Here is a 26279-nt window from a genome sequence, read left to right as displayed (position 1 = left end):
CCATCCTACGGGGGGCCGGTGGCTGCCTGGGACCTGTCAGTAGTTCGGGAGGCGGCGGGGGCCGAGGTCGCCGCGCGGGGGCGGTGGGGCCAGGCGGACGCTCGCACCCAGCACGGTGAGGCCCTGGGGGGCCACGACCACCGGTTCCAGCGCCACGGAGACCACTTCGGGGTGGTCGTCGACGAGCCGGGAGAGCCGCAGCAGCAGCTCTTCCAGGGCCGGGGTGTCGACGGGGGCCGAGCCGCGCCAGCCGAAGAGGACCGGGGCCGCCTTGATCGACCGGATCAGCTCGGCGGCGTCGCGGTCGGTGGCCGGAACCAGCCGGTGCGCGGTGTCGCCGAGCAGCTCGGAGGGGGCGCCCGCGAGGCCGAAGGAGAGGATGGCCCCGGCGGCGGCGTCGATGGAGGCCCGGACGACGGTGTCCACGCCGCGCGGGGCCATGGACTGGACGACCGGGAGGAGTTCGGCGGGCTTGCCGAGGAGCTCGGTGAACTCTCCGTACGCCCGGCGCAGCGCGTCCTCGTCGGCGAGGTCGAGCCGGACGCCGCCGAGGTCGGCGCGGTGGCGCAGGTGGGGTGCGGTGGTCTTGAGCGCCACCGGGTAGCCGAGGCGGGCGGCCGCCGCGACGGCGGTTTCGGGGTCCGGGGCGGGGAGCGTGGGGCGTACGGGGATGCCGTAGCGGCCCAGCAGCTCGCGGGCCTCGTCGTGGGTGAGGGGGCGGCCGCGCGGGTCGGGGGTGGCGCCGAGCAGGGTGTCGATCAGGGCGGCGGCGCCGGGCTCGTCGGTGGTCTCGTCCAGGAACTCGGGCACCTTGCCGGGGGTGGCCGCCTGGCGCCGCCACTGGGCGTACTTCACGGCCTCGGCCAGCGCCCGTACGGCACGTTCGGCGGCGGGGTAGGCGGGGATGCGGCCGGGGGGTCGCTCGGTGCGGTCGGCTTCTTCGGCTGCTGCGGCTTCTTGGGGTGCGTTCTCCGTGGGAGCGGTCGCGGCGGGCGGGCCGGACGGTTGCGCGGCGAGCGTCGTGGGCCGGGTGCGGGGTGCGGCCGTGCTGCTCGCGGCGGCCAGCGCCTCCGCCAGGCCGCCGATCTCCACATGGACGACGGCGACGGGCTTGGCGGGGCTTTTGGCCGCGGCACCGTGCAGGGCGGCGGCCAGCACCTCGCCGTCACCGGTCTCGGCCTCGCCGTTCTCGCCCACCCACGGGATGGCGGTGACGATCACGGCGTCGCAGGTCCCGTCGGCGAGCGCCTCGGCCAGCGCGTCCCGGAAGTCCTGCGGGGAAGCGGCCGTGGTGAGGTCGATCGGCGGGCGCGGGCGGAGCCCCTCGGCCAGGCAGGCGTCGTACGTGAGGAGGCCGAGGGACTCGGAGTTGCCGAGGATCGCGACCCGGGGCCCGGCCGGGAGCGGCTGGCCCGCCAGGAGCAGCCCGGCGTCCACCATCTCGGTCACCGTGTCGACCCGGATGACGCCCGCCTGCCGCATCAGGGCGGAGACCGTGGCGTCGGGGATGCGGCTGACCGGGACGGCGTGGCCGGGCGGGTTGGTGCCGCTGTGGCGGGCGCCCTTCACGACGACGACAGGCTTCACGGCGGCGGTGCGGCGGGCGAGGCGGGTGAACTTGCGCGGGTTGCCGAGCGATTCGAGGTAGAGGAGGGCGACGTCGGTGTCCTGGTCCTCGAAGGAGTACTGGAGGAAGTCGTTGCCGGAGACGTCGGCCCGGTTGCCCGCCGAGATGAACGAGGAGAGGCCCGCGCCCCGCCGGTGGAGGCCGGAGAGGAGGGCGATGCCGATGGCGCCGGACTGGGTGAACAGGCCGATCCGGCCACGGGCGGGCGACTCGGGGGCCAGGGAGGCGTTCAGCCGGACGGACTCGGCGGTGTTGATGATGCCGAAGGCGTTGGGGCCGATGATCCGCATGCCGTACGAGCGGGCCTGGCGGACCAGTTCGCGCTGGAGCTCGCGGCCGGCGGAGCCCCGCTCGGCGTAACCGGCGGAGAGGACGACGAGGCCCTGGACACCGTGCTCGCCGCAGTCCGCGACGGCCTCGGGGACCCGGTGGGCGGGGACCGCGATGACGGCCAGGTCGACCTGCTCGTCGATCTCACCGAGCGAGCGGTGGGCGGGGACGCCGTCGAGGGTGGCGAGGCCCTCGTCGAAGGCGCGGTTCACGGCGTACGTACGGCCGGTGAAGCCGGCGGCGAGGAGGTTGCGCAGGACCGTGCGGCCCACTCCGCCGGGCGTGCGGCCGGTGCCGATCACCGCGACGGAGCCGGGGGCGAGGAGGCGCTGGACGGAGCGGGCCTCGGCGCGCTGTTCGCGGCCGCGCTGGACGGCGAGGGACCTCTCGGTGGGTTCCAGGTCGAGGGTGAGGTGGACGGAGCCGTCCTCGAAGCTGCGCCTCTGGGTGTAGCCGGCGTCCCGGAAGACCTTGATCATCTTGTTGTTGGCGGGGAGCACCTCGGCGGCGAAGCGCCGGATGCCCCGCTCGCGGGCGACCGCGGCGATGTGTTCGAGCAGCGCCGAGGCGACTCCGCGGCCCTGGTGGGCGTCCTGGACGAGGAAGGCGACCTCGGCCTCGTCGGCGGGGGCGGAGGCGGGCCGGCCCTGGTCGTTGATGCGGTCGTAGCGGACGGTGCCGATGAACTCGCCGCCGATCGTGACGGCCAGCCCCACCCGGTCGACGTAGTCGTGATGGGTGAAGCGGTGCACGTCCCGGTCGGAAAGGCGGGGGTACGGCGCGAAGAACCGGTAGTACTTCGACTCGTCGGAGACCTGCTCGTAGAAGCTGACCAGCCGTTCGGCATCGTCCGTGGTGATCGGCCTGATGCGTGCGGTGCCACCGTCGCGGAGCACCACGTCCGCTTCCCAGTGGTCGGGGTACGCGTGATGCGGACTCTGCTCCGGCGAGGGCTCCATGGGCAAAGCCTACGGCCGGTGTCCCGGTCGCGGAGGGATCGGTACCGGGGCAGTCTGAGGACCACCCCGGCCAGGGGTCGCCGGAGGGGAGGGAGGCCGGGCACAGCATTGCGCACCGCATGAGAGACTGGTCTAGACAACCGTTGATATGTGAAGGGCAGAACCATGGCTGAGCGCCGCGTAAACGTCGGTTGGGCCGAGGGCCTGCACGCCCGCCCCGCTTCCATCTTCGTCCGTGCCGCCACGGCTTCCGGCGTCCCCGTGACGATCGCCAAGGCCGACGGCAACCCGGTCAACGCCGCCTCCATGCTCGCGGTGCTGGGTCTGGGCGCGCAGGGTGGCGAGGAGATCGTGCTCGCCTCCGACGCGGATGACGCCGAGGCCGCCCTGGACCGTCTGGCGAAGCTGGTCGCCGAGGGTCTCGAAGAGCTTCCCGAGACCGTCTGACGATCCCGAGACCGTACAACGGCGACGGACTGTGAGCCGTGGTTCCCCGAGGGGGACCACGGCTCTTTCGTTATTCCCGGCACCCGGGCATCAGCCACTCCGACTTTATTCGGGCAGCACGAATAAAGCCCTCGGCAATTACTTCTCTTTGTATACGGCGTCCTTGTTAATGGCGGGCACCCGCGATGTTTACGCCGTGTTGCGAAGAACTCACCCGGGGCGGCGGCGCCGTGCGCCGGCCGGGGCGGTCCGGGCGGCGCAGCCGGTGCGCCCCGGCGGCCCGTTCCGCATGCTGGGCGGTCAGCGCCCTGGCCCGTTCCGCGTCGCCGCGCGCCACGGCGTCCACGATGGCCCCGTGCTCGGCCCACGAGTCGACCGGGCGGGCCGGCTGCTCGACGGCGTACATCCAGGCAATCTTGTGCCGGAGCTGGGTGAGCAGGGCGATGAGGCCGGGGCTGCCGGAGGCCTGGGCGAGGGTCTCGTGGAACCAGCCGCCCAGTGACCGCAGATCCTCCCCCTCACCCCGGCGGGCCCGCTCCTGACCCAGCCTGACCAGCCCGCGGAGCACCTTGAGGTGGGCCTCCGTACGCCGCTGGGCGGCCCGGGCGGCGCCGAGCGGCTCCAGCAGCATCCGCACCTCCAGCAGGTCGGCGGCCTCCTGCTCGGTGGGCTCGGCGACGCAGGCCCCGGCGTGCCTGCGGGTGACGACGAAGCCCTCGGACTCCAGGGTGCGCAGCGCCTCGCGCACCGGGACGCGGGAGACCCCGTACCGCCGCGCCAGCAGCTCCTCGGTGAGGCGGCTGCCGCGCTCGTAGACACCGGAGACGATGTCGTCACGGATTGCCGTGCATACCGAATGCGCGGGAATGCGCATGTCCGAACCTCCGCCTTAATCCCCGCGAAACGCGGCCGGCCGACGCCTGTTCCGTGACTCTATTGCAATCTGCCGCAATTTCCGATGGCAGGCCGGAATTGATGGATATCTTCTGGCCAAGGGTCGGGGTGGAGTGACGCGGCACGGGGCTTTCGCGGCGCACGCCGAAGGCCCCGGCGGGAAACCGGGGCCTTCGGGAGTGCGGGGGTCGCGCGAGGCGGGGTCAGACGTTGACGCCGTGCGAGCGCAGGTAGCCGACCGGGTCCATGTCCGAGCCGTACTCCGGGGTGGTCCGGGCCTCGAAGTGGAGGTGCGGGCCGGTGGAGTTGCCGGTGGAGCCGGAGAGGCCGATCTGCTGGCCGGAGCTGACGCTCTGGCCGACGGAGACGCCGATCGAGGAGAGGTGGCCGTACTGGGTGTACGTCCCGTCCGTCATCCGGAGCACGATGTTGTTGCCGTACGCGCCACCCCAGCCGGCCTCGACGACCGTACCGGCGCCGACCGCGACGACGGAGCTGCCGGAGGCGGCGCGGAAGTCCACCCCGGAGTGGCTGCCGGAGGACCAGAGCGCGCCGCCCGACTTGTAGCCGGTGGTGACGGACGAGCCGGCGACCGGGAGGTGGAAGGCGTTGAGGCGGGCGCGCTCGGCGGCGCGGGCGGCCCGGGCCTTCTCCTCGCGGATCTCCTTCGCACGGGCCTCGGCCTTGCGCTGGGCCTCCGCCTTCGCCTTGGCCTTCGCGGCCTTGGCCTTGGCTTCGGCGGCCGCCTTGGCCTTCGCCCTGGCGATCGCTTCGGCCTGCTGGTGCTGCACCCGGGCCTGGGCGTCGATCTGCTCGGCGAGCGTGGCGTCGAGGGCGATGGCCTGGGTGAGTCCGGTCTCGGTGGCCTTGGGGGCCTCGGAGTCCGCTGCGACGGCCGGGGAGGCCAGGGAGCCGAGGACTCCGGTGGTGGCCAGGGCCGCGATGCCGGCGACCTGGGCGCTACGGCGCGTCAGGCGGCTCGGGGCACGGTGCTTCCCGGTGGCACGGGTGAACGCCATGGAGGGGCTGATCCTTTCCTTCCTTCTCGCCTACCGGGTTAGCTGACGGGTTCGGAGCAGGAAGGTCTCCTACGGAGCTCCGCGCCGGGTCACGGCACGGGGATCCGATTCACCCCAGGGACTACGCGTGGGTCCCCGGCTCCCCAGGCTCGCGCCTGACGGGGACTCGGCGATGGCTGCCCGGCGCCGCGGATGCGGCATACGGGTGACGGACAGCCGGGCCGACGCTAGGCGGGGCGGCCTCCCGGCACCAAACGGACAGGGGGATTTGTCGCGCATCCCACAGGACATATGGGCACGCTCTCAAGCAAAGGGAATGAGCATCACTTAACGGACATACAGAAGGGCCCCGGCGAATCCAGAAGGACCCCGGCGAATCGCTCTCCGCCGGGGTCCTCTTCGTCCTGGTGTGTACCGACGGTGCGTCAGCCGGTGACGACGGTCACCTCTCCGATGCCGAGCGCCTTCACCGGCTCCGCGATCTGGGCCGCGTCGCCCACGAGGACCGTGACCAGCCGGTCCACCGGGAAGGCGCTGACCACGGCCGCGGTCGCCTCCACGGTGCCCGTCTCGGCGAGGCGGGCGTACAGCTGGGCCTGGTAGTCGTCGGGCAGGTGCTGCTCGACCTGGTCGGCCAGCGTGCTCGCGACCGAGGCGGCCGTCTCGAACTTCAGCGGGGCGACGCCCACCAGGTTCTGCACGGCCGTCTCCCGCTCGGCGTCGGTCAGCCCTTCGGCCGCCAGCGTCCGCAGGACCTTCCAGAGGTCCTCCAGCGCCGGTCCGGTGGACTCGGTGTCCACCGAGCCGCTGATGGCGAGCATCGCCGCGCCGCCCGAGTCGGGGCCGGTGGAGCGCAGGACCTGGGCGAAGGCCCGTACGCCGTAGGTGTAGCCCTTCTCCTCGCGCAGCACCCGGTCCAGGCGGGAGGTGAGCGTGCCGCCCAGGCAGTACGTGCCGAGCACCTGGGCGGGCCAGACGCGCTCGTGCCGGTCGGCGCCGATGCGGCCGATCAGCAGCTGGGTCTGGACCGCGCCGGGGCGGTCCACGATGACCACCCGGCCGGTGTCGTCGGCGGTGATCGGCGCGACCGGGCGGGCCTGGGCCGTGTTGCCCGACCAGTCGCCGAGGGTGTCGGCGAGCAGGGCGTCCAGGTCGATACCGGTGAGGTCGCCGACGATCACGGCCGTCGCGGTGGCCGGGCGGATGTGGGCGTCGAAGAAGGCGCGCACGGCGGCCGCGTCGATCCGCCGCACCGTCTCCTCGGTGCCCAGACGCGGGCGGGACATCCGGGCGGTGGCCGGGAACAGCTCCTTGGAGAGCTGCTTGGCGGCGCGCCGGGACGGGTTGGCCTGCTCGTGCGGGATCTCGTCGAGCCGGTTGCCGACGAGCCGCTCGATCTCGCTCTCGGCGAAGGCCGGGGCGCGCAGGGCCTCGGCGACCAGGCCGAGCGCCTTGGCCAGCCGGGAGGCCGGGACCTCCAGGGAGACCCGGACGCCGGGGTGGTCGGCGTGCGCGTCCAGGGTGGCGCCGCACCGCTCCAGTTCGGCGGCGAACTCCTCGGCGCTGTGCTTGTCGGTGCCCTCGGAGAGCGCGCGCGACATGATCGTGGCCACGCCGTCCAGGCCCTCGGGCTCGGCGTCCAGCGGCGCGTCCAGGAAGATCTCCACGGCGACGACCTGCTGGCCGGGGCGGTGGCAGCGCAGCACGGTCAGCCCGTTGGGCAGGGCGCCGCGCTCGGGGGCGGGGAACGCCCACGGCCGGGCGGTGCCCGGGGTCGGCTGCGGGTGGTACTCCATGGCTACTCCAGTCACGGCGGCGTCGCTCACTTGTCCGCCCCCTCGGGCGCGTCGGTGGCCTCTTCGGCGTCCTCGGCCGGCTCGATGGGCTCGTAGACCAGCACCGCCCGGTTGTCGGGGCGCAGGGCCGCCGCTGCCGCTTCGCGCACCTCGTCGGCGGTGATGTCCAGGACGCGTCCCACGGCGCTCAGGGCGAGCTGCGGGTCGCCGAACAGGACCGCGTAGCGGCACAGTTCGTCCGCGCGGCCCGCGACCGTCCCCAGCCGGTCCAGCCACTCGCGCTCCAACTGGGCCTGGGCGCGCTCCATTTCCTCCGGCGTGGGGCCCTCCTCGGCGAACCGGGCCAGCTCCTCGTCGACGGCGGCCTCGATCGTCTCCACCTCGACACCGCCGGAGGTCTTCACGTCCAGCCAGCCCAGCGAGGGCGCCCCGGCGAGCCGCAGCAGGCCGAAGCCCGCCGCCACCGCCGTACGGTCGCGGCGCACCAGGCGGTTGTGCAGCCGGGAGGACTCGCCGCCGCCCAGCACGGTCAGTGCCAGGTCGGCCGCGTCACAGGCGCGGGTGCCGTCGTGCGGGAGCCGGTAGGCGGCCATCAGCGCACGCGCCGGGACCTCCTCGTGGACCACTTCGCGCAGCTGCTCGCCGATGATCTCGGGCAGCGTGCCGTCGCGCGGCGGCTGCTTGCCGTCGTGGGACGGGATGGAGCCGAAGTACTTCTCGACCCAGGCGAGGGTCTGCTCGGGGTCGATGTCCCCGACGATCGAGAGCACCGCGTTGTTGGGCGCGTAGTACGTACGGAAGAACGCGCGGGCGTCCTCCAGCGTGGCCGCGTCCAGGTCGGCCATGGAGCCGATCGGGGTGTGGTGGTACGGGTGGCCCTCGGGGTAGGCGAGGGCGGTGAGCTTCTCGAACGCGGTGCCGTAGGGCACGTTGTCGTAACGCTGGCGCCGTTCGTTCTTGACGACGTCGCGCTGGTTCTCCATGGACTCCTCGTCGAGGGCGGCGAGGAGGGAGCCCATACGGTCGGCTTCCAGCCAGAGAGCCAGCTCCACCTGATGGGTGGGCATGGTCTCGAAGTAGTTGGTCCGCTCGAAGCTGGTCGTCCCGTTGAGCGAGCCGCCGGCCCCCTGGACGAGCTCGAAGTGACCGTTCCCCTTGACCTGTCCCGAGCCCTGGAACATCAGGTGCTCGAAGAGGTGAGCCAGACCGGTGCGTCCCTTGACCTCGTGGCGCGAACCGACGTCGTACCAGAGGCAGACCGCGGCGACCGGGGTCAGATGGTCCTCGGAGAGCACCACACGCAGGCCGTTGGCCAGGCGGTGCTCGGTCGCTGTCAAGCCGCCGGAGCCGGCCTGTGCTGTGGCCGTGTGACCCATGGGCATGTACGTCCCTTCGATCGCGATACTGGACTTCCTGCCAGACCTGCCACTCTAAGCAAGCGCACCGGCACCTGGCGAAGTTCCCGTTCCGTGGATGTTTCCGTCGATGGTGCCCCAGGTGGCACCGCCCGGGACCGCTTCGGACGGGTCGAGGTCGGCGTTGTCAGTGCGGCGGTCCACAATGGTCCGCGACAGCAGCTCGTCCTGTCAGCTCGTGTCGCCCCGAACAAGCTCAGGTTGTCCGAACAGAATCCGTGAAGGAGTCGCAGCCGCGATGGCCCGCCGTAGCACGAAGACCCCGCCGCCGGACGACTTCGAGGAGAAGATCCTCGACATCGACGTCGTCGACGAAATGCAGGGCTCCTTCCTCGAGTACGCGTACTCGGTGATCTACTCCAGGGCCCTGCCCGACGCCCGCGACGGCATGAAGCCGGTGCACCGGCGCATCGTGTCCCAGATGAACGAGATGGGACTGCGCCCGGACCGCGGCTATGTGAAGTGCGCGCGCGTCGTCGGCGAGGTCATGGGCAAGCTGCACCCCCACGGTGACGCGTCGATCTACGACGCCCTGGTGCGGATGGCGCAGCCCTTCTCGATGCGGCTGCCCCTGGTCGACGGCCACGGCAACTTCGGCTCCCTCGGCAACGACGACCCGCCGGCCGCGATGCGGTACACCGAGTGCCGGATGGCCGACGCCACGTCGCTGATGACCGAGGCGATCGACGAGGACACCGTCGATTTCCAGTCAAACTACGACGGCCAGGAGCGCGAGCCGGTCGTCCTCCCGGCGGCCTACCCCAACCTTCTGGTCAACGGGGTCTCGGGGATCGCGGTCGGCATGGCGACCAACATGCCCCCGCACAACCTGGGCGAGGTCATCGCCGCCGCCCGCCATCTGATCAGGCACCCGGGCGCCGACGTCGAGACGCTGATGCGTTTCGTTCCCGGCCCCGACCTGCCCACCGGCGGCCGCATCGTCGGTCTCGGCGGCATCAAGGACGCGTACACGACGGGCCGCGGCACGTTCAAGATCCGTGCCACCGTCGCCGTGGAGGACGTGACGGCACGCCGCAAGGGCCTCGTCGTCACCGAACTGCCCTTCACCGTCGGCCCGGAGAAGGTGATCGCCAAGATCAAGGACCTGGTCTCGGCGAAGAAGCTCCAGGGCATCGCCGACGTCAAGGACCTCACCGACCGGGCGCACGGCCTGCGTCTGGTCATCGAGGTGAAGAACGGCTTCGTGCCGGAAGCGGTGCTGGAACAGCTCTACAAGCTGACGCCGATGGAGGAGTCCTTCGGCATCAACAACGTGGCGCTGGTCGACGGGCAGCCGCTCACGCTCGGCCTCAAGGAGCTGCTGGAGGTCTATCTCGACCACCGCTTCGAGGTGGTGCGCCGGCGCAGCGAGTTCCGCCGCACCAAGCGCCGCGAACGGCTGCACCTGGTCGAGGGTCTGATCGTCGCCCTCCTCGACATCGACGAGGTCATCCGGATCATCCGGGACAGCGACAACTCCGCGCAGGCGAAGGAGCGCCTGATGGCGCACTTCTCGCTGAGCGAGATCCAGACGCAGTACATCCTGGACACCCCGCTGCGCCGGCTCACCCGCTTCGACCGGATCGAGCTGGAGAGCGAGCGCGACCGGCTCAACGGCGAGATCGAGGCGCTGACGGCGATCCTGGAGTCGGACGCGGAGTTGCGCAAGCTGGTCTCCTCGGAGCTGGCCGCCGTGGCGAAGAAGTTCGGCACGGACCGGCGCACGGTGCTGCTGGAGTCGGCCGCGTCGCAGATCGCGTCCGTGCCGCTGGAGGTCGCCGACGACCCGTGCCGGGTGCTGCTCTCCTCGACGGGTCTGCTGGCCCGTACGGCGAACGCGGAGCCGGTCGAGATCTCCGAGGACGCCCGCCGCACGAAGCACGACGTGATCGTCTCGGCGGTCGCGGCGACGGCGCGCGGCGATGTGGGGGCGGTGACCTCCACCGGGCGGTTGCTGCGGCTCTCGGTGATCGACCTGCCCCAGCTGCCGGACACCCACGCGGAGCCCAACCTCTCGGGTGGGGCGATGATTTCGGAGTTCCTCAGCCTGGAGGCGGACGAGGAGCTGATCTGCCTCACGACGCTCGACGAGGCGTCGCCGGGGCTGGCGATCGGCACGCTCCAGGGGGTGGTGAAGCGCGTCGTGCCGGACTATCCGGCCAACAAGGACGAGCTGGAGGTCATCACCCTCAAGGACGGTGACCGCATCGTGGGCGCGGCCGAGCTGCGTACGGGCGAGGAGGATCTGGTCTTCATCACCTCCGACGCCCAGCTCCTGCGCTACCCGGCGGCGTCGGTGCGCCCGCAGGGGCGGGCCGCCGGAGGTATGGCGGGCGTCAAGCTGGGGGCGGGGGCCGAGGTGCTGTCGTTCACGGCGGTGGACCCGGCGGCGGACGCGATCGTGTTCACGGTGGCCGGTTCGCACGGGACGCTGGACGACTCGGTGCTGACGTCGAAGCTCACCCCGTTCGACCAGTATCCGCGCAAGGGCCGGGCGACCGGCGGGGTGCGCTGCCAGCGGTTCCTGAAGGGCGAGGACGTCCTGGTCTTCGCCTGGGCGGGCGCCACTCCGGCCCGGGCCGCCCAGAAGAACGGCACCCCGGCGAAGCTGCCGGAGCCGGACCCGCGCCGCGACGGTTCGGGCACGCCGCTGCTCCAGCCGGTGGCCGTGATCGCGGGGCCGCCGCTGTAGGCCCTCCGCACGACCAGGAGCGGCCCGGGGGTGTTACGTCTCCGCGGCCGCTTCTTCTCGTACGTCCTCGGGCTCCGGCTCCCGTTGTACGTACCGGAGCACGCCCCACATGGCGCGTTCGGTTTCGGTGTCCGGGGTTTCGGGACCCGGCTCCGCGCGGCAGGCGGTCAGCCCGGCCCGCAGCGCCTCGGCGTCGATCCCGGCCCCGATCAGGACGAGTTGGGTGAGCCGCTGTTCCCCCCGCGCCCACGGCTGCGGTACGAAGCGCAGGAACCGGCCGACCGCGTGCAGTGCGTACCTGTTGTCCCGGTCCCCCGCGCCGAAGTCCGCGAACCCCTTGATCCGGTAGAGGCCTTCGGGCCGGGAGTCGAGGAACGCGATGAAGCGGCGCGGGTCCAGGGGGACGTCCGAGGTGAAGTCGACGCTCTCGTACGCCGCGTGCAGATGGCCGGCGTGGTCGTCGTGGTCGTCGCCCTCCTCCTCCCGCAGCAGATCCTCGAAAGTGAGCTGACGGGTCTTCTCCTCGCCGTCCGGCCGCATCGCCGGATCGAAGAACAACTCCGGGTCGATCCGGCCGTGCACGGCGGAGATCACGGCGGCGGGCCGGCTCAGCTCCGCGACCGTCCGGCGCAGCCGCTCCTGCTCGCCCTCCCCCACCCGGTCGGTCTTGTTCAGGACGACGAGATCCGCGACGGCGAGATGCCGGTCGATCTCCGGGTGACGCTCCCGGGTCCCGTCGAACTCGGCGGCGTCGACGACCTCGACCAGCCCCCCGTACAGGATGTGCGGGTTCTCGCTGGCCAGCAGCATCCGTACCAGCTCCTGGGGTTCGGCGAGGCCGCTCGCCTCGATGACGATCAGGTCCAGCCGGGCGGAGGGGCGGGTGAGCGTCTCCAGGAAGGTGTCGAGTTCGCTGGCGTCGACCGCGCAGCACAGGCAGCCGTTGCCCAGGGAGACCGTGGAGCCGACCTGCCCCGCGACGGTCATGGCGTCGATCTCGATGGCCCCGAAGTCGTTGACGATCACGCCGATCCGGGTGCCCGCGCGGTTGCGGAGGAGGTGGTTCAGGAGTGTGGTCTTGCCTGATCCGAGAAAGCCCGCCAGGACGACGACCGGGATCTGCTGGGTGCGGGGCGGGGTCAACGGGGGCCTTCCTCGGATGGGCGGTCAGGGCGCGGGGACCGGCTGCGGCGGGGGTGTGCCGATGTAGCGGGCCGCCGGGCGGATGATCTTCGGGTCCTCCGCCTGCTCCAGGATATTGGCGCTCCACCCGATCACCCGCGCCGCAGAGAAGGTGGGCGTGAACATCGCGCGCGGCAGCCCGCAGAGCTCCATGACGACCCCGGCGTAGAACTCCACGTTGGTGTGCAGCTCCCGCCCCGGCTTGAGCTCGGCGAGGATGGCCTCCACCTGGCGCTCGACCTCCACGGCGAAGTCGACGAGCGGTCCGCCGAAGCCCTGCGCGATGGACTTGAGCATCCGGGAGCGCGGGTCCTCGGTGCGGTAGACGGGGTGGCCGAAGCCCATGATGCGGCGGCCGGAGAGGACCTGCTCGCGGATCCAGCCGTCGATGCGGTCCAGGGTGCCGATGGCGTCCAGGGTGTCCAGCGCCCGGCTGGGGGCTCCGCCGTGCAGCGGTCCGGAGAGCGCGCCGACGGCCGCGACCAGGCAGGCGGCGACGTCGGCGCCGGTGGAGGCGACGACCCGGGCGGTGAACGTGGAGGCGTTGAAGCCGTGGTCGACGGTGGAGATGAGGTACTGCTCGACGGCCCGGACCCGGTCGGGCTCCGGCTCGGTGCCGGTGAGCATGTAGAGGTAGTTGGCCGCGTAGGGCAGATCCTCGCGGGGCTCGACGGGTGCGAGGCCCTCGCCGAGGCGCTGGAGCGCGGTGAGGATCGTGGGTACGGCGGCGCAGGCGGCCAGCGCGTCCGCGCGGCGGCGGTCGGCGTCCAGGTCGTAGACCGGGCGGTATCCACGGGAGGCGCCGAGCAGCGACAGGGCCGTACGGAGTCCGGCGAGCGGGCCGGACACCGCGCCCGCGCGGGCGATGGCGGGCAGGGCCTCGCTCACATCAGCGGGGAGTGCGCGCAGACTCGCCGTACGGGCGGCGAAGTCGGCGGCCGCCGCCCGGTCGGGCAGCTCGCCGTGGAACATCAGGTACCAGACGTCCTCGAAGCTGCGGGTCTGCGCGAGCCCGATCGCCGAGTACTGGCGGTAGTGGTAGAAGCCCTCGCGGCCGCGGACATCGCCGAGGGCGGTGTCGGTGACGACGACGCCGGCGAGACCGCGGGGGACGGCAGGGACGACAGGGGTGGTGGTCATGGCCGTTCTCTCCTCCGTGCATGCAACATTGATTCGACTGTCCATGCTTGACTGGAAATCTGTCAATGTTGATTAGATCAATATGGAGAGGTGGTGGATACGGTGGTCCCCATGACGGATCAACCAGAGCCCGGCCGCCCGGACGCACCCCGGCTGACCACCCGCGAGGCCGCCGAGCTGCTGGGGGTGAAGCCGGAGACGGTGTACGCGTACGTCAGCCGGGGCCAGCTCAGCAGCGTGCGGGCGGCCGGGGGCCGGGGCAGCACGTTCGACGCCGAGGAGGTGCGGGCCCTGGCGCGGCGCTCGGGGCGGCGCGAGCCGTCGCCGGCCGGGGGTGACCTGGTGTTCCGTACCGGGATCACGCTCATCGAGGAGGACCGGTACTACTTCCGGGGGGTCGACGCGACGGAGCTGGCCCGGCGCCACAGCTACGAGGAGGTCGCGGAGTGGCTGTGGACCGGTCAGCTGCGGCCGGGCGTCCGCTTCGAGGCGCCGCCCGGGACCCTGGCGGCCGCCCGCCGGACGGTGGGCACGCTGCCCGCGCACAGCGGGTCGACGGACCGGCTGCGGGTGGCGGTGACCGCTGCCGCCGCCACGGATCCGCTGCGGTTCGACCTGTCGCCCGAGGCGGTGCTGAGCAGTGCGCGGAGCCTGATCCCGACGCTGGTGGGGGCGTTGCCGGTGGTCGGCGGCGCATCGGAGGGAGCCGGGGATTCCCTGGCCCGGCAGCTGTGGCCCCGGCTGACCGCGCGGCCGGCCGACGCCCCGGCGCTCGCCGTCCTGGACGCGGCCCTGGTCCTCCTGATCGACCACGACCTCGCGGCCTCCACCCTGGCCGCCCGGGTCGCCGCCTCGGCGCACGCCCATCCGTACGCCGTGGTCTCCGCCGGCCTCGGGGTCCTGGAGGGCCCGCTGCACGGCGCCGCGAGCGGGCTGGCCCACCGCATGCTCCAGGAGGCCGTGGACCGGGGCAGCGCGGTCCCCGTGGTCGCCGACCACCTGCGGACCGGGCGCCGGGTGCCGGGGCTGGGCCACCGGCTCTACCGGGGCGAGGACCCCCGGGCCCGCACTCTCTTCGCCCTGCTGGAGGACGTACCACAGGCGGCCGGAGCGCTGGCGGCGGCCCGGGGGGTGGTCGCCACGACGGCCCGCCACGCGCCGCTGCACGCCAACATCGACCTGGCGCTCGCCGTCCTCTCCGTGGCCTGCGGGATGGCGGCGGAGGCGGGCGAGACGGTGTTCGCGGTCTCCCGTACGGCGGGGTGGATCGCGCACGCGCTGGAGGAGTACGGAGAGCGCCCGCTGCGGATCCGGCCGAGCGGGCAGTACACAGGCCCCCGGCCCCCGCAGCCGACCCCCTGACCGCCAGGTCTGGACCAGTGCAAATTAACTACGGATCAGAGGGAATTCTCGCGCGGCGGCTGGGCGGTGGACCCGCGCACCACCAGTTCGGGCTCGAAGAGCAGCTCGTCCGAGGGCACGGTCCGCCCGCCGATCTGGACCGAGAGCAGCTCCACGGCCGCGCGCCCCATGGCCTCGATGGGCTGGCGGACGGTGGTGAGCGGCGGCTCGGTGCAGTTCATGAACGCCGAGTCGTCGTAGCCCACGACCGAGACGTCGCCGGGCACCGAGAGCCCCCGGCGGCGGGCGGCCCGGACCGCACCGAGGGCCAGCGGGTCGCTGGCGCAGATGATGCCGGTGACGCCGCGCTCCAGCAGCCGCATGGCGGCGGCCTGCCCGCCCTCCAGCGAGAACATCGCCCGCGCCACCCACTCGTCGGGGATGGACGTGCCGGTCTCCTCCGCGAGCACCCGGGCGGCGGCGAGCTTGCGCTGCGAGGGCACGTGGTCGGACGGGCCGAGGACGAGGCCGATGCGCTCGTGGCCGAGCGAGACGAGGTGGCGCCAGGCCTGCTCGACGGCGACGGAGTCGTCGCAGGAGACGCCCGGGAAGCCGAGCCGGTCGATGGCCGCGTTGATCAGGACGACGGGGATCTTGCGGTCCGCGAGCACCTTGTAGTGGTCGTGCGGGGCGTCCTCCTGGTGGTAGAGGCCGCCCGCGAAGACCACGCCGGAGACCTGCTGCTGGAGGAGGAGCTCGACGTAGTCGGCCTCCGAGACCCCGCCCTTGGTCTGTGTGCAGAGCACCGGGGTGAGCCCCTGCTGGGCGAGCGCACCGCCGACCACCTCGGCGAAGGCCGGGAAGATCGGGTTCTGCAGCTCGGGCAGGACCAGCCCGACCAGCCGCGCCCGCTCCCCCCGCAACTGGGTGGGCCGCTCGTAACCGAGGACGTCCAGCGCGGAGAGGACGGCCTGCCTGGTGGCGTCGGAGACGCCTGGCTTGCCGTTCAGCACCCGGCTGACCGTCGCCTCGCTGACTCCTACCTTCTGGGCCACTTGAGCAAGTCGTCGCGTCATGAGCGCAAGATTAGCGCAAGAAGCGCAAGTGGATTGCGCTCCTGACGAACTCGCCGCACCTGCCGAACTCGCCGCAACGCTCCCAGAACGCCCGTACGAGAACGCTCACAGAAGCCGCGCCGCCAGGCAAGGGGGACGGCCTGGCCGACCGAACGGATTTCCGCCCCGCCCCCGCGCCCTTTACCGTCTCTACGATGAACGCGCCACCGCACTCCGACCGGGGACCGCGCCGGTTCGGCTGGCCGCAGCGGGTCTTCTCCCAGGTCCTGCTGATGCAGCTGGCCATCATCACGGGCGTCACCGTGCTGGTCACCGGCCTGTTCCTGGCCCCCCTCAGCGCCCAGCTGGACGACGAGGCGATGCGCCGCGCCCTGGCCATCGCCCAGAGCACGGCCGCCCAGCCCGGCATCGCGGAGGACCTGCGCACCACCGAGCCGTCCGCGCTCGGCCCCGTACAGTCCGCCGCCGAGCGGATCAGGCGGTCCACCGGCGCGGAGTACGTCGTGGTGATGGACCGCCGGGGCGTGCGCTGGTCGCACCCGGAGGCGGACCGGATCGGCGAGGTGGTCTCCACCGACCCCGGGGACGCGCTCCGGGGCCGGGAAGTCATGGAGATCGACAGCGGCACGCTGGGCCGCTCGGCCCGGGGCAAGGTGCCGTTGCGCGACACCTCCGGCTCGTCGGAGGTGGTCGGCGCGGTCTCGGTCGGGATCGAGTACGACAGCGTCCGCGCCCGCCTCCTCGGCGCGATCCCGGGGCTCCTCGCGTACGCCGGAACCGCCCTCGCCGTCGGCGCGCTCGCCGCGTACCTGATCTCCCGTCGGCTGCAACGGCAGACCCATGACCTGGCGTTCTCCGACATCTCCGCGCTGCTGACCGAGCGCGAGGCGATGCTGCACTCCATCCGCGAAGGGGTCGTCGCGCTCGACGGCACGGGCCGCATCCGGCTGCTCAACGACGAGGCGCAGCGGCTGCTGGGGCTCGGCCCCGAGGCGGCGGGACGGCCGCTGGAGGAGGTGCTGGACCCCGGCCGGACGGTGGACGTGCTGGCGGGGCGGGTGGTGGGCGACGACCTGCTGGCCGTCCAGGGCAGCCGGGTGCTGCTGGCCAACCGGATGGAGACGGACGACGGCGGGGCGGTGGTCACCCTGCGGGACCGGACCGAGCTCGAACACCTCGGCCGCGAACTCGACTCCACCACCGGGCTGATCGACGCGCTGCGCGCCCAGGACCACGAGCACGCCAACCGGCTGCACACCTTGCTGGGGCTGCTGGAGCTGGAGATGCACGAGGACGCCATGGAGTTCGTCACGGAGGTGGTGGGCGTCCACCGGGCGACGGCGGAGCAGGTCACGGAGAAGGTGCGGGATCCGCTGCTGGCCGCGCTGCTCGTCGGCAAGGCGACGGTCGCAGCCGAGCGCGGTGTCTCGCTGCGGCTCGCCCCCGGCACACTGCTGCCGGACCGGGTGGTCGACCCGCGCGGCCTGGTCACGGTGGTCGGCAACCTCGTCGACAACGCCACGGACGCGGCGGCGGGGACGGCGGACGCCCGGATCGAGGTCGGACTGCGGGCCGAGGGCCGTACGGTGGAGCTGCGGGTACGGGACAGCGGCCCCGGGATCGCCCCGGAGCGGTACGCGTCGATCTTCACCGAGGGCTGGTCCACCAAGGACCTCCCGGCCCACGGCAAGCGCGGCCTCGGACTCCCCCTGGTCCGACGGCTCGCGGAGCGCCAGGGAGGCAGTGTGACGGTCTCCGGGGCCGACGGGGGCGGGGCGGTCTTCACGGTGGTCCTGCCGGAGGCGCTCGGCGCGGCGGGTCCCGCGACGCCCCATCAAGCCACGACGGGAGAGAACCGGTGATCCAGGTCCTGATCGTGGACGACGACGTCCGGGTGGCGGAGATCAACGCCGCGTACGTCGCCAAGGTCGCCGGATTCCGAGTGGCCGCGCAGGCCCACTCGGCGGCCCAGGCACTGACCATGGTCGAGGAGGTCCCGGTGGATCTCGTCCTGCTCGACCACTACCTCCCGGACCGCAACGGCCTCGCCGTCGTACGGGAGCTGCGCCGGCTGGGCCGTCAGGTCGACGTGATCATGGTGACCGCCGCCCGCGACGTGGCGACCGTGCAGGACGCGATGCGGCACGGCGCGCTCCAGTACCTGGTCAAGCCGTTCACGTACGCCGGTCTGCGCTCGAAGCTGGAGGCGTACGCGGCGCTGCGCCACACCCTCGACGGCGGCGGCCAGGCCGAGCAGGCGGAGGTGGACCGGCTCTTCGGCGCCCTGTGGGCGGCGGGCGAGCCGGACCTGCCCAAGGGCCACTCCCCCACCACCGCCGAGCTGGTCCGGCGGGCGCTGCGCGACGCGGACGGCCCTCTCTCCGCCCAGGAGATCGCGGAGAGCGCGGGGATGAGCCGGCAGACGGCGCAGCGCTATCTGAAGCTGCTGGAGCAGACGGGGAAGGTCCGGCTGACGCTGCGGTACGGCGAGACGGGCCGCCCGGAACACCGGTACGCCTGGGCGTAGGCTTTTCAGACGGCCTCTTTACGTGGAGCTTCTACGCGGCCCCTGCCCCCGTCAGCGCCCTGACCTCGCTCTCGGCGTGTTTGGCCTCGTCCGGCTTCTCGCCCGAGGTGACCGTACCGAGCCAGCCCGCCAGGAAGCCGAGCGGGATCGAGACGAGCCCCGGGTTCTCCAGCGGGAAGAGCTGGAAGTCGACGCCCGGGAACAGGGACGTGGGGCTGCCCGAGACGACGGGTGAGACCAGAACCAGGACGACGGCCGGGACGAGGCCGCCGTACACCGCCCAGACCGCGCCCCGGGTGGTGAAGTTCCGCCAGAACAGGGAGTAGAGCAGCGCCGGGAGGTTCGCCGAGGCGGCCACGGCGAAGGCGAGGCCGACCAGGAACGCCACGTTGAGGTTCTGGGCCAGCAGGCCGAGCGCGATGGCGACCGCCCCGATCCCGGCGGCGGCGACCCGCGCGACGGCCACTTCGCCGTACTGCTTGCGTCCCGGGCGGCGGAGCGAGGCGTAGAGGTCGTGGGCGACGGAGGCCGAGGAGGCGAGCGTGATGCCCGCGACGACGGCCAGGATGGTGGCGAACGCGATCGCGGCGACCACGGCGAAGAGAACCGTTCCGCCGGTGGAGCCCTCACCGCCGCCGAGGTCGAGGGCCAGCAGCGGTACGGCGGTGTTGCCCGCGGCGTTCGAGGAGCGGACCTCGGCGGAGCCGACCAGGGCCGCGGCGCCGAAGCCGAGCACGATCGTCATCAGGTAGAAGCTGCCGATGAGGCCGATGGACCAGACGACCGACCTGCGTGCCGCGCGGGCGGTGGGCACGGTGTAGAAGCGCGACAGGATGTGCGGCAGCCCCGCCGTGCCGAGGACGAGGGCGACGCCCAGGCTGATGAAGTCGAAGCGGGAGATCCAGTCGCCGCCGTAGCGCAGACCGGGGGCGAGGAAGTCCTTGCCATGGCCGCTGCGTTCGGCGGCGGTGGTGAGCAGGCTGTTGACGTCGAAGCGGAACTGGACCAGGACGAGCACGGTGAGGGCGACGGCGCCGCCCATCAGCAGCACGGCCTTGACGATCTGGATCCAGGTGGTGGCGCGCATCCCGCCGAACGACACGTAGACGACCATCAGCGCGCCGACCCCGACCACGGTCCACGTTCGGGCCGCGTCGCTCGTCCCGCCGAGCAGCAGGGCCACCAGGGAGCCCGCACCGACCATCTGGGCGACGAGATAGAGCACGGAGACGGTGACGGAGGAGGTGCCGAGCGCGATACGCACCGGGCGCTCCGCCATGCGTGCGGCGACCACGTCGGCGAGGGTGAACCGGCCGCAGTTGCGGACGAGTTCGGCCACCAGCAGCAGGACGACCAGCCAGGCGACCAGGAAGCCGACCGAGTAGAGGATGCCGTCGTAGCCGAAGAGGGCGATCAGCCCGGAGATGCCGAGGAAGGAGGCGGCCGACATGTAGTCGCCGGCGATGGCGAAACCGTTCTCCATGGGCGAGAACAGGCGCCCGCCGGCGTAGAACTCCTCGGCGGAACCCTGCCGGTTGCGGCTGACCCAGGTGGTGATGAAGAGCGTCACCGCGATGAACGCGCAGAACAGCAGCAGGGCGAGTGTCTGGTGGTCGCCGCTCAACGGACCGGCCCTCCTGCCGCGGGCTGTCCGGCGCCCCGTGTCATCTCCTGGGTGTCCCACCGCAGATCGAGGGCGGCCCGGTCCCTGCGCAGCCGCGCGTGGCGTGCGTACGCCCAGGTCAGGAGGAAGGTGGTGAGGAACTGGCCGAGACCCGCCACCATCGCCACGTTGACCGCTCCGGCGACCGGGCGGGCCATGAGCGCGGGCGCCGTGGTGGCCGCGACGACGTACGCGAGGTACCAGAGGAGGAAGGCGAGGGCGGCGGGCATCACGAAGCGGCGGTAGCGGCGGCGCACCTCGCGGAAGGCCGCGCTGCGGTGCACCTCCAGGTAGATCTCGGCCGCGCTGGGCCCGGGCGGCGGCTCCCCGGGGCCGGGCGCACCGGCCGCCGCCTCGCCTCCCACGCCGTCCGCCTCGTCCCAGCCCGCGGCCGACGCCTCGTACCACGGGTCGTCGAGCCGCACTCCCGCGGCCGCCGGCCCTGCTTCCTTCTCCACCGAGCAACTCCCTTGTCCACGGACCTTTTCGGCCGCGTGGCCCACCATGAGCGGTAAGAGAAGATCCCGGACGCGTCATTCGCCCGAATTCACCTCTTCAGGTGACAGAAGTCCCGAACGCAGGCGGCCCCCGCCCTTCCGGTGATCCGGGAGGGCGGGGGCCTCAGGGGTTGATACGGCTGCCTACGCGTCGATGCGCGAGCGGTCCAGGGTCGCCGCCGAGCTGGTGATGAACTCCTTGCGGGGCGCGACCTCGTTGCCCATCAGGAGGTCGAAGACCTGCTCGGAGGATTCCAGGTCCCCGATGTTGATCCGGCGCAGCGTGCGGTGGCGCGGGTCCATCGTGGTCTCGGCCAGCTGGTCGGCGTCCATCTCACCGAGGCCCTTGTAGCGCTGGATGGACTCCTTGATCCGGACGTTCTTGCGCTGGAACTCCAGCAGCGTCTGGCGCAGCTCGTTGTCCGAGTACGTGTACACGTACTTGTCCTGGCCCTTCTTGGGCTGGACCAGCTCGATCCGGTGCAGCGGGGGCACCGCCGCGAAGACCCGTCCGGCCTCGACCATCGGGCGCATGTAGCGCTGGAAGAGGGTCAGCAGCAGGGTGCGGATGTGGGAGCCGTCCACATCGGCGTCGGTCATCATGATGACCTTGCCGTAGCGGGCGGCGTCGATGTCGAAGGTCCGGCCGGACCCGGCTCCTATGACCTGGATGATGGCGCCGCACTCGGCGTTCTTCAGCATGTCCGAGACGGACGACTTCTGGACGTTGAGGATCTTGCCGCGGATCGGCAGGAGCGCCTGGAACTCACTGTTCCGCGCCAGCTTGGCGGTACCGAGCGCCGAGTCGCCCTCGACGATGAAGAGCTCGCTGCGCTCCACGTCGTCGCTGCGGCAGTCGGCGAGCTTGGCCGGCAGCGAGGAGGACTCCAGCGCGGTCTTGCGGCGCTGGGCGTCCTTGTGCTGGCGGGCCGCGATCCGCGTACGGGCGGCGGCGACGGCCTTCTCCAGGACCGCCCGGGCCTGGGCCTTGGCGTCCCGCTTGGTGGAGGTCAGGAACGCCTTGAGCTCCTTGGCGACCACGGCGGCGACGATCCGGTTGGCCGCCGAGGTGCCGAGCACCTCCTTGGTCTGCCCCTCGAACTGCGGCTCCGCCAGCCGTACGGTGACGACGGCGGTGAGCCCTTCGAGGGCGTCGTCCTTCACCACGTCGTCCTCGGCGACCCGCAGCATCTTCGCGGAGCGGAGGGCCTCGTTCACCGTCTTGGTGAGGGAGCGCTCGAACCCGCTGACGTGGGTGCCGCCCTTGGGGGTGGCGATGATGTTGACGAAGGAGCGGACGGTGGTGTCGTAGCCGGTGCCCCAGCGCAGCGCGATGTCGACGCCGAGCTCCCGGGTGACCTCGGTCGCGGTCATGTGGCCGCGGTCGTCGAGGACCGGGACGGTCTCCTTGAAGGTGCCGGTGCCGGTCAGCCGCTGGACGTCGCAGACGGCCTTGTCCTGCGCCAGGTACTCGCAGAACTCGCTGATGCCGCCGTCGAAGCGGAACGTCTCCTCGGTCTTGCCCTCGCCGTCGATCCCCCGCTCGTCGCGGACGACGATGGTGAGGCCGGGGACGAGGAAGGCCGTCTGGCGGGCCCGCTGGTAGAGCGTCTCCAGGTTGAGCTTGGCGTCCTTGAGGAAGATCTGCCGGTCCGCCCAGTACCTGACCCGGGTACCGGTACGGGTCTTGGGGACCCGCTTCCCCTTGCGCAGGCCGTTGGCCGGGTCGAAGGGGCTGTCGGGGCCCTGCTCGGTGAACATGCCCGGGACGCCGCGCCGGAAGCTGATGGAGTGGGTCGCGCTGTTGCGGTCGACCTCGACGTCCAGGCGGGCGGAGAGGGCGTTGACCACGGAGGCGCCGACGCCGTGGAGGCCGCCGGAGGCCGCGTAGGAGCCGCCGCCGAACTTGCCTCCGGCGTGCAGCTTGGTCATGACGACCTCGATGCCGGAGAGCCCGGTCTTGGGCTCCACGTCCACGGGGATGCCGCGGCCGTTGTCCCGGACCTCGACGGAGGAGTCGTCGTGGAGGATGACCTCGATGTGGTCGCAGTGGCCGCCCAGGGCCTCGTCGACGGAGTTGTCGATGATCTCCCAGAGGCAGTGCATGAGCCCGCGGCTGTCGGTGGACCCGATGTACATCCCGGGGCGCTTGCGGACCGCCTCAAGTCCTTCGAGGACGAGAAGGTGCCGCGCGGTGTAGTTGGAGCTGTCCCGGTCGCCGCCTGCTGCGGTCAGCATCGCGGTGGACGGCACGGACGTTTCGGCGGTCACGCGGTTCGCTCCTCGCTGAATTTCATCTGGGCCCCTGGTGGGTATCACGGTCGGCTTCGGTTGCCGCTGAGAGCCTACAGAGGCCTGGTAGAGCGGTTGTAACGCCACCCTCGGGGAATCCTCATGCTAGTCGAGCTTCATCCGGGCTCGCATGGATGTTCGATCATTCGTCGGAGTGACGTGCACATCACGTTCCCTTCGAGGCATGAACCATTTAGGCTCCGGGCACGTCCTCATGAACAAACCGGCAAGCCGGCCGGCGGGACCCACCCCCAAGACAAGCAATGCGAAACCGTAGCGCTCCGCATACGGCACATTCGCCGCCAACCGGCAACTGACAGCCATCCCGAGAAGAAGTTTCGAAGAAAAGCCACGAGCGGGAACGTTTTCGGCCTGGTTGGATGTTGACCCTGGTACGACAGCTCGTCGAGCTAGAGAAGAGGCGACGTGACTACTGTTCTGACCCCCGCGAGCCCGCTGACCGCAGCAGACCGCTGTGACCGTTGCGGCGCCCAGGCCTATCTGCGCGTCGTCCTGATCAGCGGCGGTGAACTGCTCTTCTGCGCCCACCACGGGCGCAAGTTCGAGCCGGAACTCAAGAAGATCGCCGCGGAAATACAGGATGAGACGGATCGGCTCACCGCCGTGCAGGCGACCGCCGACGAGGACCAACACTGACACCTCGCATCCACGACGAGCCAGGGGCCGGTCCAGGACCGGCCGACGGGCGGCACCCCCACCGGGGGCGCCGCCCGTTCTCGTACGTCGGCGAGTCCGCGGGCCCGCTCAGATGCGGCCCTCGGCCCACTTCAGGGCCGCCGAGACCCGGGTGTACACCCCGGGGCTGCCCGCGCGCCCGCAGCCGCTCCCCCAGGACACCAGGCCGATGAGCCGCCCACGGGCCACCAGCGGCCCGCCGCTGTCGCCCTGGCACGCGTCCCGCCCGCCCGCCGGATCGCCCGCACAGAGCATCCCTGAGGCGTCGTACGTGCCCTCCCGGCCGCCCGGGTAGGCCCGGGCGCACTCACGGTCGGGCAGGACCTGGACCCGGGCGGAGCGCAGCACGGAGGCGTAGGTACCGGCCCCGGTGGTGTCCCCCCACCCGTAGACCGCCGCGGCCGTCCCGGCCCGGTACGCCTCGTCCCCGGCCCGGGCCATCGGGATGACGCCGCTCCTCGGCAGCGCCCGGGACAGCGTCAGCACCGCGAGGTCGCCGGCGTTGGTGTCGGGGTCGTACGCCGGATTGACCCAGACCCCCCGGACCGGGATCTCCTGGCCGCTCGTGTCACTCAGCCGGTCCCGCCCGGCGATGACGCGGAGGTCCTTCACCCGGCTCACCGGTGCGCCGAGCGCCTCTTCACCCAGACAGTGGGCGACCGTCAGGACCTTCGTGGGCGCCACGGCGACGCCGCCGCAGAACTGGCCCGAGCGCGCCCCGCCGAACCGCTCACGGCTGGACAGGGCCACCGCCCACGGGCTGTCCGCCACGGGGGCGGGCTGTCCGCCGACGACGATGCTGTCGGCGGCCGCCGGGAGCGGGGCCACGAGCGGCGCTACGGCGACCGCGGCGGTCAGGGCGAGGACCCCGGTCAGGGCACGGACGACGGGACGGGGCATGAGGGCTCCTGACACTGAGGTGGAAACGTTTCACCCAGCGTGATCCAGCCCGTCCCCCTGCGCACCCGCGGACACGCCGGAGGGCCCGGATCCCTGGGGATCCGGGCCCTCACCGGTGAATCTTCCGCCCTGTGTTCTAGTCCAGGTAGTCGCGCAGGACCTGCGAACGGGACGGGTGACGGAGCTTCGACATCGTCTTCGACTCGATCTGGCGGATGCGCTCACGCGTCACGCCGTAGACCTTGCCGATCTCGTCCAGCGTCTTCGGCTGGCCGTCGGTGAGACCGAAGCGCATCGAGACCACGCCGGCCTCACGCTCGGAGAGCGTGTCGAGCACCGAGTGCAGCTGCTCCTGGAGGAGCGTGAAGCTGACCGCGTCCGCCGGGACGACGGCCTCGGAGTCCTCGATCAGGTCACCGAACTCGCTGTCGCCGTCCTCGCCGAGCGGGGTGTGCAGCGAGATCGGCTCGCGGCCGTACTTCTGGACCTCGATGACCTTCTCAGGGGTCATGTCGAGCTCCTTGGCCAGCTCCTCCGGGGTGGGCTCACGGCCCAGGTCCTGGAGCATCTGGCGCTGCACGCGCGCGAGCTTGTTGATGACCTCGACCATGTGCACCGGGATACGGATGGTGCGGGCCTGGTCGGCCATGGCGCGGGTGATCGCCTGACGGATCCACCAGGTGGCATACGTGGAGAACTTGTAGCCCTTGGTGTAGTCGAACTTCTCGACCGCGCGGATCAAACCGAGGTTGCCCTCCTGGATCAGGTCCAGGAAGAGCATGCCGCGGCCGGTGTAGCGCTTGGCCAGGGAGACCACCAGACGGAGGTTGGCCTCCAGGAGGTGGTTCTTGGCGCGGCGGCCGTCCTCGGCGATGATCTCCAGCTCGCGCTTGAGCTTCGGCGCGAGCTTGTCGGCGTTGGCCAGCTTGTCCTCGGCGAAGAGACCGGCCTCGATGCGCTTGGCGAGCTCGACCTCCTGCTCGGCGTTGAGGAGGGGGACCTTGCCGATCTGCTTGAGGTAGTCCTTGACCGGGTCGGCGGTGGCGCCGGCGACGGCGACCTGCTGGGCAGGCGCGTCGTCCTCGTCGTCGTCGGAGAGGACGAAGCCCTTGTTCTCGCCCTCGCCCTCCTCTTCCTCGCCCTTGCCGGCCTTGACCTCTTCGACGGCCTCGTCACCGTCGAGCAGCTCGTCGTCCTGCTTGCCGGACTTCTTCGCCGCTGTCTTCTTGGCCGCCGTCTTCTTCACGGCGGTCTTCTTGGCAGCCGTCTTCTTGGCTGCCGCCTTCTTCACGGGGGCGGCAGCGACGGCGTCGTCGGCCACCGCGTCCGCACTCTCGGCCGCCGGGGCGGCGGTGGCCGCGACGGTCCTCGTCACGGTGGTCTTCGCCGCGACAGTCTTGGTGGCGGTGCGCTTGACCGGGCTCTTCGCTGCGACGCTCTTGCGGGCGCGCTTCGGCGACTCCGCGGCACTGACCATCAGCGTCACACCCTCTTCCTCGAGGATCTGGTTGAGGCTGCGCAGAACATTCTTCCACTGGGTTGGCGGAATCTGGTCAGCCTCGAAGGCCCGACGCACGTCATCGCCGGCGATCTGCCCATCAGCCTTCCCTCGCTCGATGAGCGCCATGACAGACTCGGACTCGGCGATCTCGGGCGGGAGCGTACGGGATGTGCTGGCCGACACGAACAACCTCTCGGAACGATGGAAACGGCTTCCGGCCCTGCCCTGGAGAGGGCTGGAACCGACGACCGCCGACTGGGGATGTCGTCGACGGCGCGGGTTTGG

Annotated in this window: 19 protein-coding genes and 1 riboswitch; of the genes, 6 read left to right on the top strand and 13 right to left on the bottom strand. The window is 71.7% G+C overall.

Translation table 11 applies throughout. The annotated features are described in order from the left end of the window. Positions 1-36: 36 nt before the first annotated feature. On the bottom strand, positions 37-2916 hold the full coding sequence (locus IF17_RS0127785; RefSeq protein ID WP_030571413.1) for a bifunctional acetate--CoA ligase family protein/GNAT family N-acetyltransferase: 2880 nt from the start codon (positions 2914-2916) through the stop codon (positions 37-39). A 165-nt stretch (positions 2917-3081) separates the two neighbouring features. On the opposite strand from IF17_RS0127785, the gene IF17_RS0127780 reads away from it, so the two are divergent. Then, entirely contained in the window at positions 3082-3363 is a 282-nt protein-coding gene (locus IF17_RS0127780; RefSeq protein ID WP_007449776.1) for an HPr family phosphocarrier protein, read from the top strand. Positions 3364-3529: 166 nt separating this feature from the next. Here the strand turns inward: IF17_RS0127780 and IF17_RS0127775 are convergent, their stop codons facing one another. The 4 genes from IF17_RS0127775 to IF17_RS0127760 form a co-directional block, all read right to left on the bottom strand. Next, positions 3530-4237, bottom strand: coding sequence for a GntR family transcriptional regulator (locus IF17_RS0127775; RefSeq protein WP_030571410.1), 708 nt, complete (start codon positions 4235-4237; stop codon positions 3530-3532). Between the two features lie 223 nt (positions 4238-4460). Further along, positions 4461-5276 (bottom strand): M23 family metallopeptidase, encoded by an 816-nt coding sequence (locus IF17_RS0127770; protein WP_030571408.1) that lies wholly within the window; start codon positions 5274-5276, stop codon positions 4461-4463. Positions 5277-5289: 13 nt separating this feature from the next. Beyond that, positions 5290-5458: riboswitch (cyclic di-AMP (ydaO/yuaA leader) on the bottom strand. A 243-nt stretch (positions 5459-5701) separates the two neighbouring features. Further along, entirely contained in the window at positions 5702-7072 is a 1371-nt protein-coding gene (locus IF17_RS0127765) for a M16 family metallopeptidase (protein WP_030571405.1), read from the bottom strand. Positions 7073-7098: 26 nt separating this feature from the next. Continuing rightward, the gene (locus IF17_RS0127760; RefSeq protein ID WP_030571401.1) at positions 7099-8454 is read right to left on the bottom strand and encodes a M16 family metallopeptidase; all 1356 of its coding nucleotides are present in this window, start codon (positions 8452-8454) and stop codon (positions 7099-7101) included. Between the two features lie 271 nt (positions 8455-8725). Here IF17_RS0127760 and IF17_RS0127755 point away from each other — a divergent pair, with 271 nt between their 5' ends. Continuing rightward, a complete protein-coding gene (locus tag IF17_RS0127755; protein ID WP_030571399.1) occupies positions 8726-11179 on the top strand; it encodes a DNA gyrase/topoisomerase IV subunit A in 2454 nt (817 codons plus the stop codon). Between the two features lie 33 nt (positions 11180-11212). Here the strand turns inward: IF17_RS0127755 and IF17_RS0127750 are convergent, their stop codons facing one another. Together IF17_RS0127750 and IF17_RS0127745 are read right to left on the bottom strand one after the other, a co-directional pair. Continuing rightward, the gene (locus tag IF17_RS0127750; RefSeq protein ID WP_030571395.1) at positions 11213-12322 is read right to left on the bottom strand and encodes a CobW family GTP-binding protein; all 1110 of its coding nucleotides are present in this window, start codon (positions 12320-12322) and stop codon (positions 11213-11215) included. A gap of 24 nt (positions 12323-12346) precedes the next feature. Next, positions 12347-13501: a citrate/2-methylcitrate synthase gene (locus IF17_RS0127745; protein WP_030571392.1), complete on the bottom strand. Its 1155-nt coding sequence runs from the start codon at positions 13499-13501 to the stop codon at positions 12347-12349. Between the two features lie 111 nt (positions 13502-13612). On the opposite strand from IF17_RS0127745, the gene IF17_RS0127740 reads away from it, so the two are divergent. Further along, a complete protein-coding gene (locus tag IF17_RS0127740; protein WP_030571389.1) occupies positions 13613-14863 on the top strand; it encodes a citrate synthase in 1251 nt (416 codons plus the stop codon). A gap of 35 nt (positions 14864-14898) precedes the next feature. Here the strand turns inward: IF17_RS0127740 and IF17_RS0127735 are convergent, their stop codons facing one another. Then, positions 14899-15918 (bottom strand): LacI family DNA-binding transcriptional regulator, encoded by a 1020-nt coding sequence (locus IF17_RS0127735; RefSeq protein WP_030571386.1) that lies wholly within the window; start codon positions 15916-15918, stop codon positions 14899-14901. 194 nt (positions 15919-16112) lie between these two features. Here IF17_RS0127735 and IF17_RS0127730 point away from each other — a divergent pair, with 194 nt between their 5' ends. Together IF17_RS0127730 and IF17_RS0127725 are read left to right on the top strand one after the other, a co-directional pair. Continuing rightward, entirely contained in the window at positions 16113-17780 is a 1668-nt protein-coding gene (locus IF17_RS0127730; protein WP_030571383.1) for an ATP-binding protein, read from the top strand. Beyond that, positions 17777-18445, top strand: coding sequence for a response regulator (locus tag IF17_RS0127725; protein ID WP_030571380.1), 669 nt, complete (start codon positions 17777-17779; stop codon positions 18443-18445). Before IF17_RS0127730 ends, IF17_RS0127725 begins: the two co-directional genes overlap by 4 nt. A 31-nt stretch (positions 18446-18476) precedes the next feature. On the opposite strand, the gene IF17_RS0127720 is transcribed toward IF17_RS0127725, so the two are convergent. From IF17_RS0127720 to IF17_RS0127710, 3 genes are all read right to left on the bottom strand, one after another. Further along, positions 18477-20069: a solute symporter family protein gene (locus IF17_RS0127720; protein WP_030571378.1), complete on the bottom strand. Its 1593-nt coding sequence runs from the start codon at positions 20067-20069 to the stop codon at positions 18477-18479. After that, entirely contained in the window at positions 20066-20533 is a 468-nt protein-coding gene (locus IF17_RS0127715; RefSeq protein WP_030571376.1) for a DUF485 domain-containing protein, read from the bottom strand. The genes IF17_RS0127720 and IF17_RS0127715 overlap by 4 nt, the downstream gene beginning before the upstream one ends. A gap of 216 nt (positions 20534-20749) precedes the next feature. After that, entirely contained in the window at positions 20750-22876 is a 2127-nt protein-coding gene (locus IF17_RS0127710) for a DNA gyrase/topoisomerase IV subunit B (protein WP_030571374.1), read from the bottom strand. Positions 22877-23323: 447 nt separating this feature from the next. On the opposite strand from IF17_RS0127710, the gene IF17_RS0127705 reads away from it, so the two are divergent. After that, positions 23324-23554 (top strand): DUF7455 domain-containing protein, encoded by a 231-nt coding sequence (locus IF17_RS0127705; protein WP_018516290.1) that lies wholly within the window; start codon positions 23324-23326, stop codon positions 23552-23554. 108 nt (positions 23555-23662) lie between these two features. On the opposite strand, the gene IF17_RS0127700 is transcribed toward IF17_RS0127705, so the two are convergent. Both IF17_RS0127700 and IF17_RS0127695 read right to left on the bottom strand, forming a co-directional pair. Next, on the bottom strand, positions 23663-24493 hold the full coding sequence (locus IF17_RS0127700) for a serine protease (RefSeq protein ID WP_030571373.1): 831 nt from the start codon (positions 24491-24493) through the stop codon (positions 23663-23665). A gap of 136 nt (positions 24494-24629) precedes the next feature. Beyond that, positions 24630-26177, bottom strand: a complete 1548-nt coding sequence (locus IF17_RS0127695; protein WP_030571370.1) for an RNA polymerase sigma factor — start codon at positions 26175-26177, stop codon at positions 24630-24632. Positions 26178-26279 lie beyond the last annotated feature (102 nt).

The sequence above is a fragment of the Streptomyces cyaneofuscatus genome, assembly GCF_000718135.1.
GTDB classification, from domain to species: domain Bacteria; phylum Actinomycetota; class Actinomycetes; order Streptomycetales; family Streptomycetaceae; genus Streptomyces; species Streptomyces cyaneofuscatus.
This window is presented reverse-complemented; position numbering and strand designations above follow the sequence as displayed.

Coding starts and splice junctions, on each gene's coding strand:
- IF17_RS0127785 (WP_030571413.1), bottom strand. CDS start 2,916: ATGGAGCCCTCGCCGGAGCAGAGTCCGCATCACGCGTACCCCGACCAC.
- IF17_RS0127780 (WP_007449776.1), top strand. CDS start 3,082: ATGGCTGAGCGCCGCGTAAACGTCGGTTGGGCCGAGGGCCTGCACGCC.
- IF17_RS0127775 (WP_030571410.1), bottom strand. CDS start 4,237: ATGCGCATTCCCGCGCATTCGGTATGCACGGCAATCCGTGACGACATC.
- IF17_RS0127770 (WP_030571408.1), bottom strand. CDS start 5,276: ATGGCGTTCACCCGTGCCACCGGGAAGCACCGTGCCCCGAGCCGCCTG.
- IF17_RS0127765 (WP_030571405.1), bottom strand. CDS start 7,072: ATGGAGTACCACCCGCAGCCGACCCCGGGCACCGCCCGGCCGTGGGCG.
- IF17_RS0127760 (WP_030571401.1), bottom strand. CDS start 8,454: ATGCCCATGGGTCACACGGCCACAGCACAGGCCGGCTCCGGCGGCTTG.
- IF17_RS0127755 (WP_030571399.1), top strand. CDS start 8,726: ATGGCCCGCCGTAGCACGAAGACCCCGCCGCCGGACGACTTCGAGGAG.
- IF17_RS0127745 (WP_030571392.1), bottom strand. CDS start 13,501: ATGACCACCACCCCTGTCGTCCCTGCCGTCCCCCGCGGTCTCGCCGGC.
- IF17_RS0127740 (WP_030571389.1), top strand. CDS start 13,613: ATGACGGATCAACCAGAGCCCGGCCGCCCGGACGCACCCCGGCTGACC.
- IF17_RS0127735 (WP_030571386.1), bottom strand. CDS start 15,918: ATGACGCGACGACTTGCTCAAGTGGCCCAGAAGGTAGGAGTCAGCGAG.
- IF17_RS0127730 (WP_030571383.1), top strand. CDS start 16,113: ATGAACGCGCCACCGCACTCCGACCGGGGACCGCGCCGGTTCGGCTGG.
- IF17_RS0127700 (WP_030571373.1), bottom strand. CDS start 24,493: ATGCCCCGTCCCGTCGTCCGTGCCCTGACCGGGGTCCTCGCCCTGACC.